The sequence below is a fragment of the Streptomyces sp. NPDC030165 genome (genome assembly GCF_055573595.1).
This window is the reverse complement of record NZ_JBVIBD010000016.1, coordinates 12,755-30,114: the sequence shown is the minus strand read 5'-3', so window position 1 is coordinate 30,114 and position 17,360 is coordinate 12,755. Positions and strand designations below refer to the sequence as shown.

The 17,360-nt window shown below is 74.6% G+C and carries 12 protein-coding genes; 7 read left to right on the top strand and 5 right to left on the bottom strand.

What is annotated here, in order from left to right:
- Positions 1–98: 98 nt before the first annotated feature.
- The 7 genes from ACZ4Z1_RS27400 (at position 99) to ACZ4Z1_RS27370 (ending at position 5,958) form a co-directional block, all read left to right on the top strand.
- Positions 99–401 carry an urease subunit gamma gene (locus ACZ4Z1_RS27400; protein ID WP_360129066.1) on the top strand — a complete coding sequence of 101 codons (303 nt, stop codon included), beginning with the start codon at positions 99–101 and terminating at the stop codon, positions 399–401.
- A 17-nt stretch (positions 402–418) separates the two neighbouring features.
- Positions 419–730, top strand: coding sequence for an urease subunit beta (locus tag ACZ4Z1_RS27395; RefSeq protein WP_468489291.1), 312 nt, complete (start codon positions 419–421; stop codon positions 728–730).
- Positions 723–2,444: an urease subunit alpha gene (locus ACZ4Z1_RS27390; RefSeq protein WP_468489290.1), complete on the top strand. Its 1,722-nt coding sequence runs from the start codon at positions 723–725 to the stop codon at positions 2,442–2,444. Before ACZ4Z1_RS27395 ends, ACZ4Z1_RS27390 begins: the two co-directional genes overlap by 8 nt.
- A 43-nt stretch (positions 2,445–2,487) precedes the next feature.
- Complete coding sequence (locus ACZ4Z1_RS27385; protein ID WP_468489289.1) at positions 2,488–3,162, top strand: urease accessory protein UreF; 675 nt, start codon at positions 2,488–2,490, stop codon at positions 3,160–3,162.
- 56 nt (positions 3,163–3,218) lie between these two features.
- Entirely contained in the window at positions 3,219–3,920 is a 702-nt protein-coding gene (ureG, locus tag ACZ4Z1_RS27380) for an urease accessory protein UreG (RefSeq protein ID WP_468489288.1), read from the top strand.
- Positions 3,917–4,744, top strand: coding sequence for an urease accessory protein UreD (locus tag ACZ4Z1_RS27375; protein WP_468489287.1), 828 nt, complete (start codon positions 3,917–3,919; stop codon positions 4,742–4,744). The genes ureG and ACZ4Z1_RS27375 overlap by 4 nt, the downstream gene beginning before the upstream one ends.
- A gap of 77 nt (positions 4,745–4,821) precedes the next feature.
- On the top strand, positions 4,822–5,958 hold the full coding sequence (locus ACZ4Z1_RS27370; RefSeq protein ID WP_468489286.1) for a hypothetical protein: 1,137 nt from the start codon (positions 4,822–4,824) through the stop codon (positions 5,956–5,958).
- A 124-nt stretch (positions 5,959–6,082) separates the two neighbouring features.
- On the opposite strand, the gene ACZ4Z1_RS27365 is transcribed toward ACZ4Z1_RS27370, so the two are convergent.
- From ACZ4Z1_RS27365 to ACZ4Z1_RS27345, 5 genes are all read right to left on the bottom strand, one after another.
- Positions 6,083–9,064 (bottom strand): condensation domain-containing protein, encoded by a 2,982-nt coding sequence (locus ACZ4Z1_RS27365; RefSeq protein WP_468489285.1) that lies wholly within the window; start codon positions 9,062–9,064, stop codon positions 6,083–6,085.
- Positions 9,061–10,935, bottom strand: coding sequence for a non-ribosomal peptide synthetase (locus tag ACZ4Z1_RS27360; protein WP_468489284.1), 1,875 nt, complete (start codon positions 10,933–10,935; stop codon positions 9,061–9,063). Before ACZ4Z1_RS27360 ends, ACZ4Z1_RS27365 begins: the two co-directional genes overlap by 4 nt.
- A 1-nt stretch (position 10,936) precedes the next feature.
- Positions 10,937–12,829, bottom strand: a complete 1,893-nt coding sequence (locus tag ACZ4Z1_RS27355) for a non-ribosomal peptide synthetase (RefSeq protein WP_468489283.1) — start codon at positions 12,827–12,829, stop codon at positions 10,937–10,939.
- A 90-nt stretch (positions 12,830–12,919) separates the two neighbouring features.
- Complete coding sequence (locus tag ACZ4Z1_RS27350; RefSeq protein ID WP_468489282.1) at positions 12,920–14,080, bottom strand: acyl-CoA dehydrogenase family protein; 1,161 nt, start codon at positions 14,078–14,080, stop codon at positions 12,920–12,922.
- The gene (locus tag ACZ4Z1_RS27345; protein ID WP_468489281.1) at positions 14,077–17,259 is read right to left on the bottom strand and encodes a non-ribosomal peptide synthetase; all 3,183 of its coding nucleotides are present in this window, start codon (positions 17,257–17,259) and stop codon (positions 14,077–14,079) included. The genes ACZ4Z1_RS27350 and ACZ4Z1_RS27345 overlap by 4 nt, the downstream gene beginning before the upstream one ends.
- Positions 17,260–17,360: the final 101 nt, after the last annotated feature.

Here is a 17,360-nt window from a genome sequence, read left to right as displayed (position 1 = left end):
CCTCCTTTAATTACTGTGTGATACATCTGCTTTTGCGGGTGTATCGCCACCTGTGACCTGGGCGGATGCGCCCAGCTCGAAGACGGTGAGGTGAAGGTATGCAACTGACCCCGCACGAGCAGGAACGCCTGATGATCCACGTGGCGGCCGACGTGGCCGAGAAGCGGCGCTCCCGCGGGGTACGGCTCAATCACCCGGAGGCCGTCGCGCTGCTGACCGTCCACATCCTCGAAGGCGCGCGGGACGGCCGTACGGTCGCCGAGCTGATGTCGACCGGGCGCAAGGTGCTCACCCGTGACGAGGTCATGGAAGGCGTCCCGGAGATGATCCACGACGTACAGGTCGAGGCCACCTTCCCCGACGGCACCAAGCTGGTCACCGTCCACGAGCCCATCAACTGAGGGCGGGGGCAGCGACCATGATTCCCGGCCAGATCCTGCACGCCGACACGCCGGTACGCCTGAATCCCGGGCTCCCCGTCACCCGGCTGACCGTCCTGAACGCCGCCGACCGCCCCGTACAGGTCGGCTCCCACTACCACTTCGCCGAGGCCAACCCGGGCCTCGACTTCGACCGTGCGGCCGCGCACGGCCGGCGGCTGAACGTCCCCGCCGGCTCCGCCGTGCGCTTCGAGCCCGGCATCCCCACCGAGGTCGAACTCGTCCCCGTCGGGGGCAAGCGGATCGTCGCGGGCCTGCGCGGCGAGACCGGAGGCTCCCTCGATGGCTGACCTGACCCGCGCCGCCTACACCGACCTGTACGGCCCGACCGCCGGCGACCGGGTACGGCTGGCCGACACCGACCTCCTCGTCGAGATCACCGAGGACCGGGCGGGCGGCCCGGGCCGGGCCGGTGACGAGGCGGTCTTCGGCGGCGGCAAGGTGATCCGGGAGTCGATGGGCCAGTCCCGAGCCACCCGCGCCGAGGGCGCGCCCGACACCGTCGTCACCGGCGCGATCGTCCTGGACCACTGGGGCGTGATCAAGGCGGACGTCGGCATACGGGACGGCCGGATCGCCGCGCTGGGCAAGGCCGGCAACCCCGACACCATGGACGGCGTCCACCCGGATCTGGTGATCGGCCCGGAGACCGAGGTCATCGCGGGCAACGGCAAGATCCTGACGGCCGGCGCCATCGACACCCATGTGCACTTCATCTGCCCCCAGCAGGTGGACGAGGCGCTCGCCTCCGGTGTGACCACCCTGGTCGGCGGCGGCACCGGTCCGGCCGAGGGGAGCAAGGCCACCACCATCACACCCGGCGCCTGGCACGTGGCCCGGATGTTCGAGTCGATGGACGGGCTGCCCGTCAACGTCGGCCTGCTCGGCAAGGGCAACACCATGTCCGCCGCCTCGATGCGTGACCAGCTGCGCGCGGGCGTCCTGGGCTTCAAGATCCACGAGGACTGGGGGGCCACCCCCGCCGTGCTCGACGCCTGTCTGCGCGTCTGTGAGGAGAGCGGCGCGCAACTGGCCATCCACACCGACACCCTGAACGAGGCGGGCTTCCTCCAGGACACCCTGGCGGCCATCGCGGGCCGCGGCATCCACGCGTACCACGTGGAGGGCGCCGGCGGCGGGCACGCGCCCGACATGATCGCCATGGTCTCCGAGCCGAACGTGCTGCCCGCCTCCACCAACCCGACACGGCCGCACACCGTCAACACCGTCGAGGAGCACCTCGACATGCTGATGGTCTGCCACCACCTCAACCCGGCCGTACCGGAGGACCTCGCGTTCGCCGAATCCCGGATCCGGCCCTCCACCATCGCGGCCGAGGACATCCTGCACGACCTCGGTGCCATCTCGATCATGTCGTCCGACGCCCAGGCGATGGGCCGCATCGGCGAGGTCGTGCTGCGTACCTGGCAGACCGCGCACGTGATGAAGAAGCGGCGCGGCGCCCTGCCCGGCGACCTGCTCGCGGACAACGCCCGCGCCCGCCGCTACGTCGCCAAATACACCATCAACCCGGCCGTCGCCCAGGGCATCGACCACGAGGTCGGCTCGGTCGAGGAGGGCAAGCTGGCCGACCTGGTGCTGTGGGACCCGGCGTTCTTCGGCGTCAAGCCGCAGCTCGTCATCAAGGGCGGCCAGATCGCGTACGCACAGATGGGTGACGCCAACGCCTCCATCCCCACCCCGCAGCCGGTCCTGCCCCGCCCGATGTTCGGCGCCCTCGGCAGGGCGCCGGGCAGCAACTCCGTCAACTTCGTCTCCGAACAGGCCGTCGCGGACGGGCTGCCGGAACGGCTGGGACTGGCCAAGTCCTTCCGGGCCATCCGCAGCACCCGCGGCGTGACCAAGGCGGAGATGCGCAACAACGACGCGCTGCCCCGTGTCCACGTCGACCCCGACACCTTCACGGTCACCATCGACGGCGACGTGGTCGAGCCCGCTCCGGCCGCCGAACTGCCGATGGCTCAGCGCTACTTCCTCTTCTGAGCGGCCAGGAGACGGACGAGATGCCGGGGAAAGAGGTACGGGGATGAGCAGGGCGACGCTCCTGGTCCTGGCGGACGGCCGGTTCCCGGCGGGCGGGCACGCCCACTCCGGCGGCGCCGAGGCGGCCGTCGAGGCGGGGCGGATCCGGGACGCGGCGAGCCTGGAGGAGTTCTGCCGCGGCCGGCTGCACACCGCGGGCCTGGTCGCCGCCGGGCTGGCCGCCGCCGCTGCGGCCGGGTGCGACCCGCTGGAACTGGACGAGGCCGCCGACGCCCGTACCCCCGTACCGGCGCTGCGGCTCACGGCGCGCCGGCTCGGACGGCAGATGATGCGCGCCGCCCGCGCCACCTGGCCCTGCGCCGCGCTGGACGCGCTGGCCGCGGCCCGGCCGCGCGGTGCGCACCAGCCCGTCGTGCTGGGGCTGGCGGCCCGGTCGGCGGGGCTGGAGCCGCTGGACGCGGCCTATGCCGCCGCATACGAGAACGTCAGCGGCCCGGCCACCGCCGTCGTACGCCTGCTGAGCCTGGACCCTTTCGACGCGACCGCCGTGCTGGCCCGCTTGGCGGCGCCGCTGGACCAGGTCGCCGGGCAGGCCGTCGAAGCGGCCCGCCGGGTCCCTGCGGAGGGGACCGGGGCGCTGCCGGCGGCGTCGGCGCCACTGCTGGACATCACCGCCGAGCAGCACACGGCCTGGCCGGTACGGCTCTTCGCCTCGTGAACACCGGCGTTCACACCGCCGCCAACACCACCACCCGACCCGATCACGGAGCAGCCATGCATCTCGATCACGACCTCGACGAGCGCTTCCCGCACCGCCACAGCTACAGCGCCGCCGCCCACGAGCGCCCCGACGGCACCCGCCGCGCGCTGCGCATCGGGCTCGGTGGACCGGTCGGCACCGGCAAGACCGCCACCGTCGCCGCCCTGTGCCGCGCCCTGCGCGAGGAACTGTCCCTCGCGGTCGTGACCAACGACATCTACACGCGCGAGGACGCCGAGTTCCTGCTGCGTGAGGCGGTGCTGCCCGCCGAACGCATCACCGCCGTGGAGACCGGGGCCTGCCCGCACACCGCCATCCGCGACGACATCTCCGCCAACCTCGAAGCCGTCGAGGACCTGGAGGACGCGGTCGGCCCGCTGGATCTGATCCTGGTCGAGTCCGGCGGCGACAATCTGACCGCGACGTTCTCCAAGGGGCTGGTGGACGCGCAGATCTTCGTCATCGACGTGGCGGGCGGCGACGACATCCCGCGCAAGGGCGGCCCCGGCGTCACCACCGCCGACCTCCTGGTCGTCAACAAGACCGACCTGGCCCCCTACGTGGGCGTCGACCTGGAGGGCATGGCCCGCGACGCCAAGGCCCAGCGCGGCGAACTGCCCGTCGTCTTCACCTCCCTCAAGAGCGAGAACGGCGTGCGGCCGGTCTCCGACTGGGTACGGGAGCGCCTCGCCGACTGGACCGCGGGCCCCGCATGACCCTCGCGCCTCCCGAGCGGACCCGTCCCCGGGATCCCGAGCCGGTACGTGTGCACGGCCCCGCCCCGACGGCCCACGGACTGCGCGCCACGGCCCGGATCACCGCGCGGACCGGCGCGGACGGCGTGACCGGCCTGCCCGTCCTGGACGGCGAGGGCCCGCTCGCGCTGCGCCGCGTCCGTTCCTGCGGAAAGCAGGCCCGGGTGTGCGTCGTCGGCGCCATGAGCGCCCCGCTCGGCGGCGACCGGCTGTGCATCGAAGCCACCGCGGAGGACGGCGCCGACCTGTGCGTCACGGCGGCCGCGGCGACCGTCGCGCTGCCGGGGCGTACCGGCGGGCACGCCACGTACGACGTGGAGCTGACCGTCGGCGAAGGCGCCCGGCTGGAGTGGCTGCCCGAACCGCTGATCTCCGCCGAGGGCAGCGACCTGCGGATGACGACGACCGTGCGTCTCGCGCCGACCGCGCGCCTCGTACTGCGCGAGGAGCAGGTGCTGGGGCGCAGCGGTGAGCGGACCGGGCGGCTGAGCAGCCGCCTCACGGTCCGCCGTGCGGGCCGTACGCTCCTCGACCAGGAGACGGCGTACGGGCCCGGAGCCCCCGGCTGGGACACCGCCGCGGTCCTCGGCGGCAACCGCGCCACCGGTCAACTCCTCGTCGTGGACCCGGCGTACGACGACCGGCCCGCCGAGGTCCTGCTGCTGGGCACGGGGCCGGGGGAGGGGCAGGGGGTTCGCAGCCCGCTCGCCGGTCCTGCCGCGTTGACGACTGCTGTCGCACCGGACGGGCTACGGGTACGGCGTCTCCTGGAGGCGGGTGGGTAGCGGGACGGGTGCGGTCCCGTGACACGGATTGCGCATTCCGGGAATGTGTTACGTCCCGCGCCCGTATGCTGACGCCCGTGAGACTGTGGCGGGGGGCCGGGGCGGCCGAGAACGCCGTCGTCGCCAAGCAGATGCGGAGCTTCTTCGAAGCGCTGCCGGCGGCGGACCGCAGGGATCCGAAGCAGGTGGCCCAGGCGTACGGTCGGCATCTGTTCCATGAGCGGCGGCGTTGTCTGGTGGATGAGAAACGGTTCGCCGACTGCCGCTTCCACGTCGGGGTCGGCGTCGGGCCGACCGGATTCGAGCGGCTGACCCAGCGGGCCGTGCTCGTCTCCGACACGCTCCTGCTGTCGCACCACGGCCAGGGCACCCGGCACCTGATCCACACCCTGGACAGCCGGGGGAGGCCGAATCCCGCGGACTCCCCCTACGACGACGGCCGCGACCCGAGGCCCCCGGCCGAGTACACCGGCGGCACCATCGACACGGAAACCCTGCACATGCACTGCCCGGACCTGGACTACCTGGGCCGATGGCTGCTGAAGGCGGAACCGCTGCTGCGCACCGGCTCCGCTTGGTACCTGCCCTCCTACTCCGTGGCGCGGAGCACGGAGTACCACTATCCGGACGGCACTGTCTCCGCCCCCGACGCCGCGCACACGCGGGTCCCGAGTCTGCTGGACTTCCTGCAGGACGGGCGCCGTGTCGTCGCGCAGAGCGACACCCCCGCCGTGCTCTGCCGGGTGGTCCGTCCAGTGGTCGAGAACCTGGAGCTGCCGTATCTCACAGGTGTACCGCTGGATGTCTTCAGCGCCATCACCGCGCAGGAGTTCGGGTCCTACCGCCGTCACCGCAGCTGGCTGCGGCAGCAGCTGAACGGACTGGACGCCGCCCTGAACGCGGTGCAGTCCGAGAGCGAGTTGACGAGGATCGGCGAGAGCATCCGGGAGGAGATGTCCGGCATGGGGGCCCGGATGAAGGAAGTCCGCCGCAACCGTGCCGTGGCGGCGTCCGGAGCGAGCGTCGCCACGGTCTTCGCCAGCCTCCTCGCCGTGCACGGCCCCTCGATGCTCCAGGCGGTCGCCGCCGTGCTCGGCGGGGCCGCCTCCAGCGGACTGTGGACCGCCCTCCAAGCGGAGGCGGACCGCCGCAAGCTGCGTGACGATCCCTGGTACTACGTATGGGTGCTCTCGCGAGCCGACCGCGGCCTGTGACGACGACGCGGCGCCGCTCTTGGGGGAGAGAGCGGCGCCGCGTACAGCAAGACGGCGAATGCGCGGAATCGGTGCCGTCAGGTGACGGGCAATCCGCGAAATGCCGGAGAGCCCGTCACAGGCCTCAGTCCTCCAGCATCGCGGCCAGCACCGACCGCCAGTCCTCGCCCGGACGCTCCGCCAGTTCCTCGGCGAGCGCGCGGGCGGGACGGTAGCGGCGGCGGTGGTGCAGGAGGAAGTCCGGCTTGGCCTGCTCCGGACGGCCGTCCGCCGGGGCCGGGCCGCCAGGACCCGCGTGTGTGGCGTGGATCTCGCTGGAGCTGCCCAGCAGCCGGATCAGTTCGGCGGCGAAGTCCCGCCAGTCGACGTGGTCGCCGACGGCGTTCACCACGCCGCCGGACGGCCGCTCCACGCAGCTGACCAGCGCGCGGGCCAGCGCGGCACCGTGCACCCAGGGCGCGCCGTACCAGCCGCGGTCGCGTGCGGGCAGTTCGACCGGCTCGCCGTTCCGCGCGGCCTGGAAGAACTGGCCGGTGGCGCCCCAGCGCAACTGGTCGCGCAGCCTGGCGTGCGGCCCCCACACGATGGGCACCCGGACCGCACTGGCCCCGCCCCGCCCGCCGGTCCCGGCGGCGTCCAGCAGCATCCGTTCGCAGTCGAGCTTGGCCCGGCCGTACGCGGTGAACGGACCGGCCGGCGCGGTGTCCTCGGTCACCTCGTTGACCGGCGGCTGTCCGTACGCGTCCACGCTGCTGACGAAGACGAAGGTGCCCCGCCGCCACCCGTCCAGCGCGGCCCGCATCGCCGCCAGGTCCACCTCGGGGGAGGTGAAGGTGCAGGCGGCGTGGATCACCGCGTCCGCGCCGGCGACCGCCGCCCGCAGGCTGTCCGGGTCGCCGAGGTCGCCTTCGGCCACCTCGATCCCGTCCGCGGCGAGGAGGTGTGCGGACTCGGGCCGTACCAGTGCCCTCACGGGACGGCCGCGCGCCGCCAGTTCCCGCAGGACGAAGGCGCCCACGCCGCCGGTGGCGCCGGTGACCAGCACCGTGCCGGTGCGGGCCGCCGAGGGGCGGGAGCCGCGGGGAGCCGTGGCCGTGGGCCGGGCCGCCGCCTGGACGGCGGCCCGTGCCGCCGCGCGTTCCTGGTCCCGCCCGTCGAGCAGGGCCGCGATGGCGCGGGGGCTGCGGTGCTCCATCACGTCGAGGCCCGTCAGCGGCAGCCCCAGCCGTTCGCGCAGCTGGTCGGCGAGTTGCACCGCCAGCAGCGAGTGTCCGCCGAGCAGGAAGAAGTCGTCGTCCGGCGCGGGCCGTCGGCCCAGCAGTCCGGTGAACGCCTCCAGGACGGCCTGCTCGCGTGCTCCCAGGGCGTCGGCGGGCGCGGCGGTCGTGGTGGCGGTCGCCGGTGCGCCCGGCAGGCGGCCGCGGTCCACGGTCCCGTCGGCCGTACGCGGCAGCGCGTCCAGAACCGTCACCGCGGCCGGTACCAGCTCGGACGCCAGCTTCGTACGCAACGCGGCTCGCAGGCCCACCGGTTCGAGGGTTCCGGTGCGGCTCGGCACGACGTACGCGAGGGGTGGCCGGCCGTCGATCTCCAGCAGGAACGCTTGTGCGACCTCCGGCCGGTCCCGGAGGAACTGTTCTGCCGGATGGATCGTTTCCGCGCCGTCCTGGGCCGCGGTCTCGGGCAGCGGCCGGGTCAGCGGGCGACCGGGGTCGGCGGCCACCGCCGCCAGCAGGTCGGCGAAGCCGCGCAGCAGCTGCCGGGCCGTCTCCTCGGCGAGCCGCGCCCGGTCGTACTGCACCAGGCAGCGCGGCGGTTCGCCGGCGCTGCGGCCCTCCTCCACATAGAAGCCGAGACCGAACTTGGCCGTTCCCAGATCGATGTCGACCGGTTTGCTCACCAGACCGGGCAGATCCAGGGTGACGGGCGCCCGGAGTACGTCGGCCGTGACGTCCACCAGCGGATGGCCGTCCGCCCCGCGGGCCGCCGCCCCCAGCCGCTCGACGATCAGGTCGAACGGCACGTCCCGGTGCTGCTGCGCCTCCAGCAGCGCGTCCCGGACCCGGTCCAGCAGCTCACCGAAGGCGTCCGTACTCCGCGCGTCGACCCGGACGGGCAGGGTGTTCACGCACAGGCCGACCAGATCCCGTACCTCCGCCCGGTCACGGTGGCTGCTGGCGCAGCCGAGCACCAGGTCCGGATGGCCCGTCGCCTCCAGCAGGGTGGCGTACGCGGCGGCCAGCACGACGGTGAACAGGGTGCTCCGGTGCTCCCGGCCCACCGCGCGCAGCCCTTCGAGGACGGCGGGCGGCAGCGGTTCGGCGAGCAGCGCGGCCTGTCCACGCCGGTCCGGGGCCCCGGAGTCCGCGGCCGGGGCGGGCAGCGGTACGGGCCGGGCTCCCGCGAGGCGGCCGAGCCAGTACTCCAGTCCGTGCTCCAGGGCGTCGGCGGCGGCGTGCTCGCGGCGCGCGAAGTCCGCGTACTGCGGCGCCGGGCTCGCGAGCGTCCCGGGCAGCTCGCCGGTCAGTGCGTCATCGCCGTCCAGGGCAGCCCCGTACAGCGCGCCCAGCTCACGCGCGACGACCGCCAGTGAGCCGCCGTCGATGGCGATGTGGTGCAGCGTCAGCAGCACGGTGTGGTCCTCGGCGGCATGCCGTACGACCAGCGCGCGCAGCACCGGGCCGCTCGCCAGGTCGAAGGGGCGCGCCGCGGCCGCCCGCAGCTGCTCCGCCACGTCACCGTCCGCAGGCACCACCTCGACCGGCACCGTCGCCGCGTCCGCCACCTCCTGGTACGGCTCGCCGTCGCGCTGCCCGTAGCGCGTACGCAGTACCTCGTGACGGCGTACGAGAGCGGTCAGCGCCCGGCCGAGGGCCCGCGCGTCGAACGGCCCGCGCACCCGGGCGGCGAACGGTACGTGGTACGCGGCGCCGCTGCCGCCGAGACGGTCCATCAGCCACATGCGGCGCTGTGCCGCGGAGAGCGGTGCGGGGCCGGTTGCGCCGGTGGCGTCCGTACGGGCCGGGTTCCCGCGTTTGGCGGCCTGCCGCTGCCGGGCGATCCGCAGCAGCGCCGCCTCGCGGGCGGTGTCCGGAGCGGTGGTCATCGTCGGTCCTCCAAAGCGGTCTGGGCGGCCGGCTCGTCACCGGGCGCGCCCGGGTCCTCGTGCAGGTGCAGCAGAGCCTGCTCGACATGGGCCGCCTGCGCGGCGACCGTGGGAGCGGCGAAGAAGTCGGCGAGCGAGAGCTCCACCCCGAGGTCCTCGCGCAAATCCTCCACGACGCACAGCGCCAGCAGCGAGTGCCCGCCGAGCGCGATGAAGTCCGCCTCGGGGTCGTCCACGGGGATGCCGAGGGCCTGGCTCCACAGGTCGGCGACGACCTGCTGGAGGGGCGAGAGGTGCCCGGCGGCGGCAGGGGACCCATCCACCGGACCGGTCCCGGGCTCCCTCACGGGACCGGACCCGACCCCCTCCACCGGCCGCTCGACCAGCGCCCGCCGGTCCACCTTGCCGACACCGGTCATCGGGAGCGCGTCCACGAACGCCCAGGCGTTGGGCACCAGGTGGGCCGGCAGGCGGCCCTCCAGGTGCGTGCGCAGCGCTCCGGCGTCCGCGGCCGCACCGGCCTCCCGCACGACGAAGGCCACCAGCCGCGCGTCGTCCGGCGCCGGCCGCTGGACGACCACGGCCGCGTCGGCGACCCCGGCGTGCTCGCGCAGCGCGTGCTCGATCTCGCCCGGCTCGATCCGGAAGCCCCGGACCTTGACCTGGTCGTCGGTCCGGCCGTGGAAGTCCAGCGTGCCGTCGGGGCGCGCCGAGACCACGTCGCCGGTGCGGTAGAGCCGGCCGGCGGCCGGGTGTTCGACGAAGCGTTCCGCCGTGCGGTCCGGCTGCCCGACGTAGCCGAGCGCCAGCCGCGGGCCGCCGAGCCACAGTTCGCCGCGGACGCCCGGCGCCACCGGCTCGCCGTGTTCGTCCATGACGTACGCGGTCGTCCCGGCGATCGGGCGGCCGATGGGCGGCGGGCCGTCGCAGTCGGCGTCCGTCACGCGGTGCGCGGTGGCGAAGGTGGTCGCCTCGGTCGGCCCGTAGCCGTTGATCAGCTCCAGCCAGGGGTGGGCGCGCAGCACGGAGCGCGCGTGCTGCGCGGACAGCGCCTCGCCGCCGGCCAGTACGCCGCGCAGCAGGCCGAAGAGCGGCGAGCGCCGGGCGGCCAGGTGGTGGAAGAGCGCGGTGGTCAGCACGGTGACGGTGGCGCCGAGACGTTCCGCGTCCCGCGCCAGGCCCGTCGGGGAGAGCCGGTCGGCGGTGGACACCGCGACCGCGGCGCCGTTCGCCAGCGCGGCCCACACCTCGAAGGCGGAGGCGTCGAACGTGACGGGGGAGTGGAACAGCACCCGGTCGCGCGGCGTGATCGTCATGTACTCCGGCCGGTGCGCCAGGCGTGCGATGCCCTGGTGGGTGACGGCCACGCCCTTGGGCCGGCCGGTCGAGCCGGAGGTGAACATGACGTAGGCGACGGCGTCCGGGGCGTGGGCGTCCTCGCCGGGAGCGGGCACGCCGCCTCCGGCGCCCTCCGGCCCGCGGGCGGGCGGTGGCGGCAGGGCCCGGTCCCCGGGGATGCCCGCCGCCTCCGTCAGGTCCTTGTCACCGACCGTCAGCACCGCTCCGGCCGTCTCCAGCATGGTCGCGATGCGCGGCGCCGGATAGTCGGCGTCCAGCGGTACGTAGTGGGCGCCCGCCCACCAGACGGCGAGCTGGGTGACCACGGTGGGCACCGAGTGCGGCAGCAGGACGCCGACGGCGTCGCCGGGACGCACCCCGCGGTCCCGCAGTACCCGTGCGAAGTCCCGGGCCGCGGCCGCGAGTTCCGCGTACGTCAAGAAGGTTTCGCCGTCGGTCACGGCGAGGGCGTCGGGGGTGGTGCTGGCATGCTGCGCGACGAGACCGGGCAGGCCGGCCGTGAGGCTGGTCATCTCACACCCCCGCCGGATCGGCGGCGACGCGCCGGGCGTCCACCAGGGCCGCCAGCGCCCGCAGGTCGGGCTGCCGCAGCACCTCGGGCGCCCGCAGGCGTACGCCGCAGTGCTCCTCGATGCCGGTGAGCAGCCGGGCGGTGGCCAGGGAGTTGCCGCCGGCCGCGGCGAAGCTGTCGCCGGTGCCGAGGGTCTGGCTGCCGAGCAGGTCGCGGCAGAGGCGCAGGACCAGTTCCTCGGTCGGCGACTGCGGTGCGCCGTCGCCCTCCGGGGCCGCGGCCTGGTCGGTCTGCGCCGCTTCGGCCGCCAGGAGCGCGGCCCGGTCGACCTTGCCGTTGGCGTCGAGCGGGAAGCTGTCGAGGAACCGTACGACGGCCGGTACGGCCTGTTCGGGCAGCCAGCCGCGGGCCTCGCGGATCAGCTCGTCCGCGGCCGGTGCCGGCGCGCCGGGGACGGGCAGGACGAAGGCGACGAGCCGGGTGGCCCCGCCGGCGGCGGACCGTACGGCGACCGCGGCCCGCCGTACGCCCGGGTGGTGTTCGAACGCGGCCTCCACCTCGGCGAGTTCGATGCGTACGCCACTGACCTTGACCTGGTCGTCCAGCCGCCCGAGGAAGTCCAGCACCCCGTCGGGCCGCATCCGTACCCGGTCGCCGGTGCGGTAGACGCGGTCGGTTCCGGTGACGCCGGCCGGCGGGGCCACGAAGCGGGCCGCCGTCAGGTCCGCGTCCAGGTACCCGAGTGACAGTACGGCGCCGCCGACGCGCAGTTCACCGGCCTCGCCGCGCGGGACCACGCGGCCCGCCCCGTCGGTGACGCAGACGACCGCGCCGTCGACGGGCGTGCCGATCGGCGGGGGAGTGGCGTCGCAGTCATCGGCCTCGACGTGGTGCGCCGTGGTGACGACGGTGGCCTCGGCGGGGCCGTACGCGTTGTGCACCTGGGCCGTGACCTGCGGCGCGGGCCTGCGGCGCAGCCGGTCGCCGCCCACCACCAGGTGGCGCAGGGCGGGGAGTTCGGGCCAGGGCCGTTCGAGGACGGTCTCGGCGAGCGGTGTGGGCAGGACGGCGACGGACACCTCGGCGCGGCGCCACCAGCCGGTGAGGGCGTCCGGGTCCCAGCGCACCTCCTCGGGCGGCACGCTCAGCGTGCCACCGGAGGTGAGCGCCGCCCACAGTTCCTTGACGTGCGGGTCGAAGGAGACGCCGATCAGCAGGCTGTGCCGGTCGCCGGGCCGGGCTCCGGTGTACGCGTGGTACCAGTCCAGCAGCGAGCCGAGCGACGCACCGCCCACCGCGACGGCCTTGGGCGTGCCCGTCGAACCCGAGGTCAGGACGGCGTAGAAGGTGCCCGGCGGCGTGGCCGGCGCGGTGGCGGCGGGCTCGGCGCGGAACGCGGCCACGACGCTGCCGGCCGCGTTGGCGCCCTCGGCGGGCAGCGGCAGGGCCACGGCCCGCCCTGTACGGTACGCGGCGGGCAGCAGCGCGGGGTCGCCGACGAGGCAGGGCACGCCCAGCCGCTCGGTCACCGTCGCCAGCCGGTTCTCGCCGGGCCGCGGACCCAGCGGCAGGTAGACGGCGCCGAGCCGGGCCAGCCCGACCGCCACCGCGACCAGCGCGGCAGAGCGGTCGAGGCACACACCGACCAGGTCACCGGGCGACACCCGGCCGCGCAGCGACTCGGTCACGACGCGCGCCAGGGCGTCCACCTCGGCGTAGCTCCACGCCAGTTCGCCGTCCTCGACGGCGGGCGCGTCGGGGGTGCTGTGCACCCAGTGCTCGTACCGGGCGATGATGTCGGACCGGTCAGGACCGTCCGCCGTGGTGCCGTACGCGATGCTGAGCCGGTCGTCCTGCGGACTGCTGCCGGGACGCTCGTGCGCTGAAGTACTCATGATTCCTCTGCGGTTCGCAAGTTCACGCATTCGTATGGGGCAGGGCCGGGGGGCGGTGGTCCGGCCCCCGGGCCCCGGAGGGCGGACGGCTCAGCCGAGACCCATGGACCGGGCGATGATCACCTTCTGGATCTCCGAGGTGCCCTCGATGATCGTCATCGACCGGACATAGCGGTACAGGAACTCCAGCGGATGCCCGCGCACCCACCCGGTGGCGCCGTGCACCTGAAGGGCCCGGTCCACCACCCGTACCGCCGTCTCCGACGAGGTCAGCTTGGCCAGCGCGGCGTTCTCCGGCGCCTCCGTGCCACTGTCCACCAGCCGTGCGCAGGCCAGCGTCAGCAGCTTGGCCGCCTCGATCTCCGCGCGGCTGGTCACCAGGTGCTCCTGCACGTGCTGGTACGCGCCGATGCGCTCCCCGAAGGCCCGCCGCTCACGGGCGTAGGCGATGCCCTGCTCCAGCGCGTACTCGGCGATGCCGTCGCACATCGCGGCGACCACCAGCCGGCCCCGGGACAGGCTGTCCATGCCGTTGCCGAGCGCCGAGCCGACCCCGTCCGGGCCGCCGATCACGGCGTCGCCCGGCACCCGGGCGTCCTCCAGGAGCAGCTCGTACAGCGGTTCGCCCGACATGCCGTCGTAGCGCTGCCCGATCCGCAGCCCCGGGTTGCCCGCCTCCACCACGAAGGCGGTCGGCTCACCCTCGGCCGACGCGACGACCAGGGTGAAGTCGGCCCGGTCGGCGTTGCTCACGAAGGTCTTGCGGCCCTTGAGGACCCACTCGCCGGTCGCCTCGTCGCGTACGGCGGTGGTGGTCAGATGGAAGGCGTCCGAGCCCGCGTGCGGTTCGGTCAGCGCCAGGCAGCGCACCGCCTCGCCGCGCACCAGCGGCTTGAGATAGCGCTCGATCTGCTCCTGCGTGCCGTGCCGCAGCAGCGGGCTAGGGCCGTCGGAGCCGGCGAGGGCGTACGGCGCGAGGGAGCAGCCGCTGCGGCCCGCCGCGTGGTGCAGCAGCACCACGGCGGTGAACGGCATACCGGAGCCGCCCAGTTCCTCCGGATAGTCACCCGCGTAGAAACCGAGGGCCGCTGAGCGGCGGCGTACGTAGTCGCGCAGCTCGGCCGGCGGCAGGTCGGCGTCCTCGGGCAGGTCCGCCGCCAGCGGCACCAGCTCCTTGCGGATGAACGCCTCGAAGGAGGCGGTCAGCTCCCGGTGGTCGGCCTCCAGGACCGACGAGGGGTGGGTGCTCACGCCGCGACCTCCCGCACCGCACGGGCCTGGTCGGCCAGCACCGGGTTCTGGAAGAACAGCCGCAGCGGCGGCCGGCTGCCGAGCCGGGGCTCCAGCCAGGCGGCGAGCTGCGCCGCCATCAGGGAGTGGCCGCCGATCTGGAAGAAGTGCGACGCCGGGGTGAAGTCGTCGTGGCCCAGCACCTCGCGCCAGCCCTCGGCGAGCAGCGCCACCTGCGGGTCAACGGGTTCGGCCGGGCCTTCGGACGCGGCGCGCGCGTCCGCCTCCTCCGGCAGCTCGGTCACCCGGCGGGCCAGGGCCGCCCGGTCGGGCTTGCCGCCCGGCAGCGTCGGCATGGCGTCCAGCCGTATCCAGCGGGCCGGTACGAGGGCGGTGGGCAGCCGGCGGGACAGCGCGGCGTGCAGTTCCTGCTCGTCCGGGCCGTCGCCGTCCCCGGCGCGGGTCTCCAGGAATCCGATCAGCCGCGGCCCGGCGGGACCGTCCGGGTCGAGCACGACGGCGGTCGACCGGCCGCCCAGCTCGGTGGAGGCCGCGGCCTCCACCTCCTCCAGCTCGATGCGGTAGCCGCGCAGCTTGACCTGGTTGTCGCGGCGGCCCAGGAAGTACAGCCGGCCGGTCAGGTCCCGGTATCCGAGGTCGCCGGTGCGGTACACCCGCTCGCCGCCCAGGGCGTCCGGTGTCACGAAGCGCTCGGCGGTGGCCTGCGGGTTGCCGAGGTAGCCGTCGGCCAGCCCGGCGCCCGCGACGGCCAGTTCACCGACCGCGCCCGCGGGCAGCGGCCGCAGCCCGGCGTCCAGCACGTGCACCCGGGTGCCCGGCAGCTCGGCGCCGAGCGGCACCTCGGCGCCGTCCCGCAGGTCCTCCCGGGTCACCTCGTGGACGGTGCTGGTGATCGCCGCCTCGGTCACGCCGTACGCGTTGAGCACGGCGACCGACGACGGCCCGGCGGCGTCCACGGCGTCGGACAGCTCGCGCAGCGCGCCGGCCGGCAGCCGCTCACCGCCCAGGACGAGCATGCGCGGCGCCCAGCGGCCGTCCCGCAGCGCTTCGCCCAACTCCTGCCGTACGGCGAGGAAGTAGCTGGTCGGCAGGTTGGCGACGGTGACGCGACGGGCCGCCAGGACCGCGGTCAGCTCGTCCGGGGTGGGCACCTCGCGCTGCGGCAGCACCAGGCAGGCACCGGCCAGCAGCGACGGCAGCACCTCCTCCAGCGCCACGTCGAAGGACGGCTGGGCGAACAGCAGTACCCGGTCCTGTTCCGTCAGGCCGTACCGGACGGCCGTGGCGCGGGCGTGCTGCGCCAGCGCCGGCCGGCTCACCACGACCGGCTTGGGCAGGCCGGTGGAGCCGGAGGTGTGGATCACGTACGCGGCGTCCTTGAAGGCGTCCGGTCCCGCGTCCTGGCCCGGGGCCGCCTCGGGGAAAGCGGGGCCGTCCAGCAGCGCCACCGGCAGCCCTTCGGCAGGCAGGGACAGCGCGCTCTCCCGGGTGGCCAGCACCAGCGCGGGGTCCAGCCGCTCCAGCAGCGTCCGCAGGCGCTCGGCCGGGTCGTTGGGGGAGAGGGGGCAGTACACCGTGCCGGTGCGCAGACAGGCGAGCAGCGCGACGACGGAGTCCGTGCCGCGCGGCAGGACGGCGGCCACCGGCCGGCCCTCCGTCACCCCGGCCGCGCGCAGCCGGCGCGCCAGGTCGTCGACGCGGGTACCGAGCTGACCGTACGACAGGCTCTGCGCGCCGCCCACGAGCGCGGGGCGGGCGGGGTCCTGGCGGGCTACCGGGTCGAGCACCTCGTCGGTGGGGACGGCAGAGAGGGCGTCCACGGCCTGTGCCTCGCCGTCGGCCGGTGCGGTCGCCTCTTCGGCGCCCAGCGCGGCCAGCGGTGCGTCCGGCGTCTCCAGGTAGGCGCGCAGCACGTCGAGGAAACGTTCCGACAGGAGCCGGACCACGTCCTCGCCGAACAGGTCGCGGTCGTAGTCCCACACCAGCGTCATCCCCGCCGCGCCCTGCCGCGGGCCGACCGTCCGCCGGTCGTCCGGCATCAGCACCAGATCCAGGTCGAAGCGCGTGGTGCCGGTGTTGAACCCCTCGTACAGCGCCACCTCCAGCTCCGGCACCTCGATCTCCGGCAGCGCCGCGTCGTGCGCGCTGAACATCACGCTGAACAGCGGGTTGTCCGCGCCGCTGGTGTGCCGGCCGAGCGCCCGCGTCAGCTCCTGCACCGGCACCTCCTGGTGCGGCAGCGCCCGGATCAGGGTGTCGGTGACCTCGTCCACCGTCTCCAGCGCTCCGGCGGCCCCGTCCAGCCGCAGGCGCAGCGGGATGGTGTTGACGAACATGCCGACGGTCTCCTCGAAGCCCACCGGACGGTTGCCCACCGCGGTGCCGACAACGATGTCGGTCCGGCCGCTGTGCCGTCGCAGCAGCTCCGCGAAGAGGCTCAGCAGCGTGGAGAACGGCGTGTGCCCCTGGGCGCGGCTGCTCTCCCGCAGCCGCTCGGCCAGGTCGGCGCCGATGGCCTGGCGCAGCTGCCCGCCCGCGTGGCGGCGCTGCGCACCGGGCCGGGCGAGGCCGGGCAGCGGCAGGTCGAAGGTGGCGTCCGACAGCTCCGCCGTCCAGTGCGCCAGGCTCGCCTGCCGGTCGGCGCCCGCCGCGGCGCGCGCGTGGTCCTCGTACGAGCGTGCCGCGGGCAGCTCCACCGGCTCGCCGAGCACCTGCCCGCGGTACGCGGTGAACACGTCGCGCAGCAGGATCGCGAAGGAGTGGCCGTCGTGGATGAGGTGGTGCTCGACGTGCACGACACGGTGGTGCCGTTCGCCCAGCCGGGCCAGGCACCAGCGCAGCAGCGGCGCCTCGGAGGTGTCGAGCGGCGTGACGGCCTCGGCCCGCAGCAGCTCCTGGAAGGCTGCCTCCGGGTCGGCCTCCCGGGAGAGATCCACCGTGCGCACCCGTGGCTCACATCGCTCGCGCACCCGCTGTTCGGGCACCTGGCCCGGCTGCTCGACGAGTTCGAGGCGCAGGCCGGCATGCCGTTCGAGGGCGGCGCCGAGCGCGGCGCGCAGCGCCGCCTCGTCGAGCCGGCCCCAGAGGTCGATCGAGGCCGTGAAGTTGTAGGCGCGGCTGCCCGGCAGCATCTGCTCGTGCAGCCAGACGACGTCCTGGGACGGTGAAAGTCCGAACATGGTCCATCCTTCGGGTGGTGGATGAGGGGTGAACTCGGCCCGGTGCCCGCTGTCGGTCGGACGCGGGGCCGGGGTGGTGCCGGTACGGGGAGCGGTGCCGG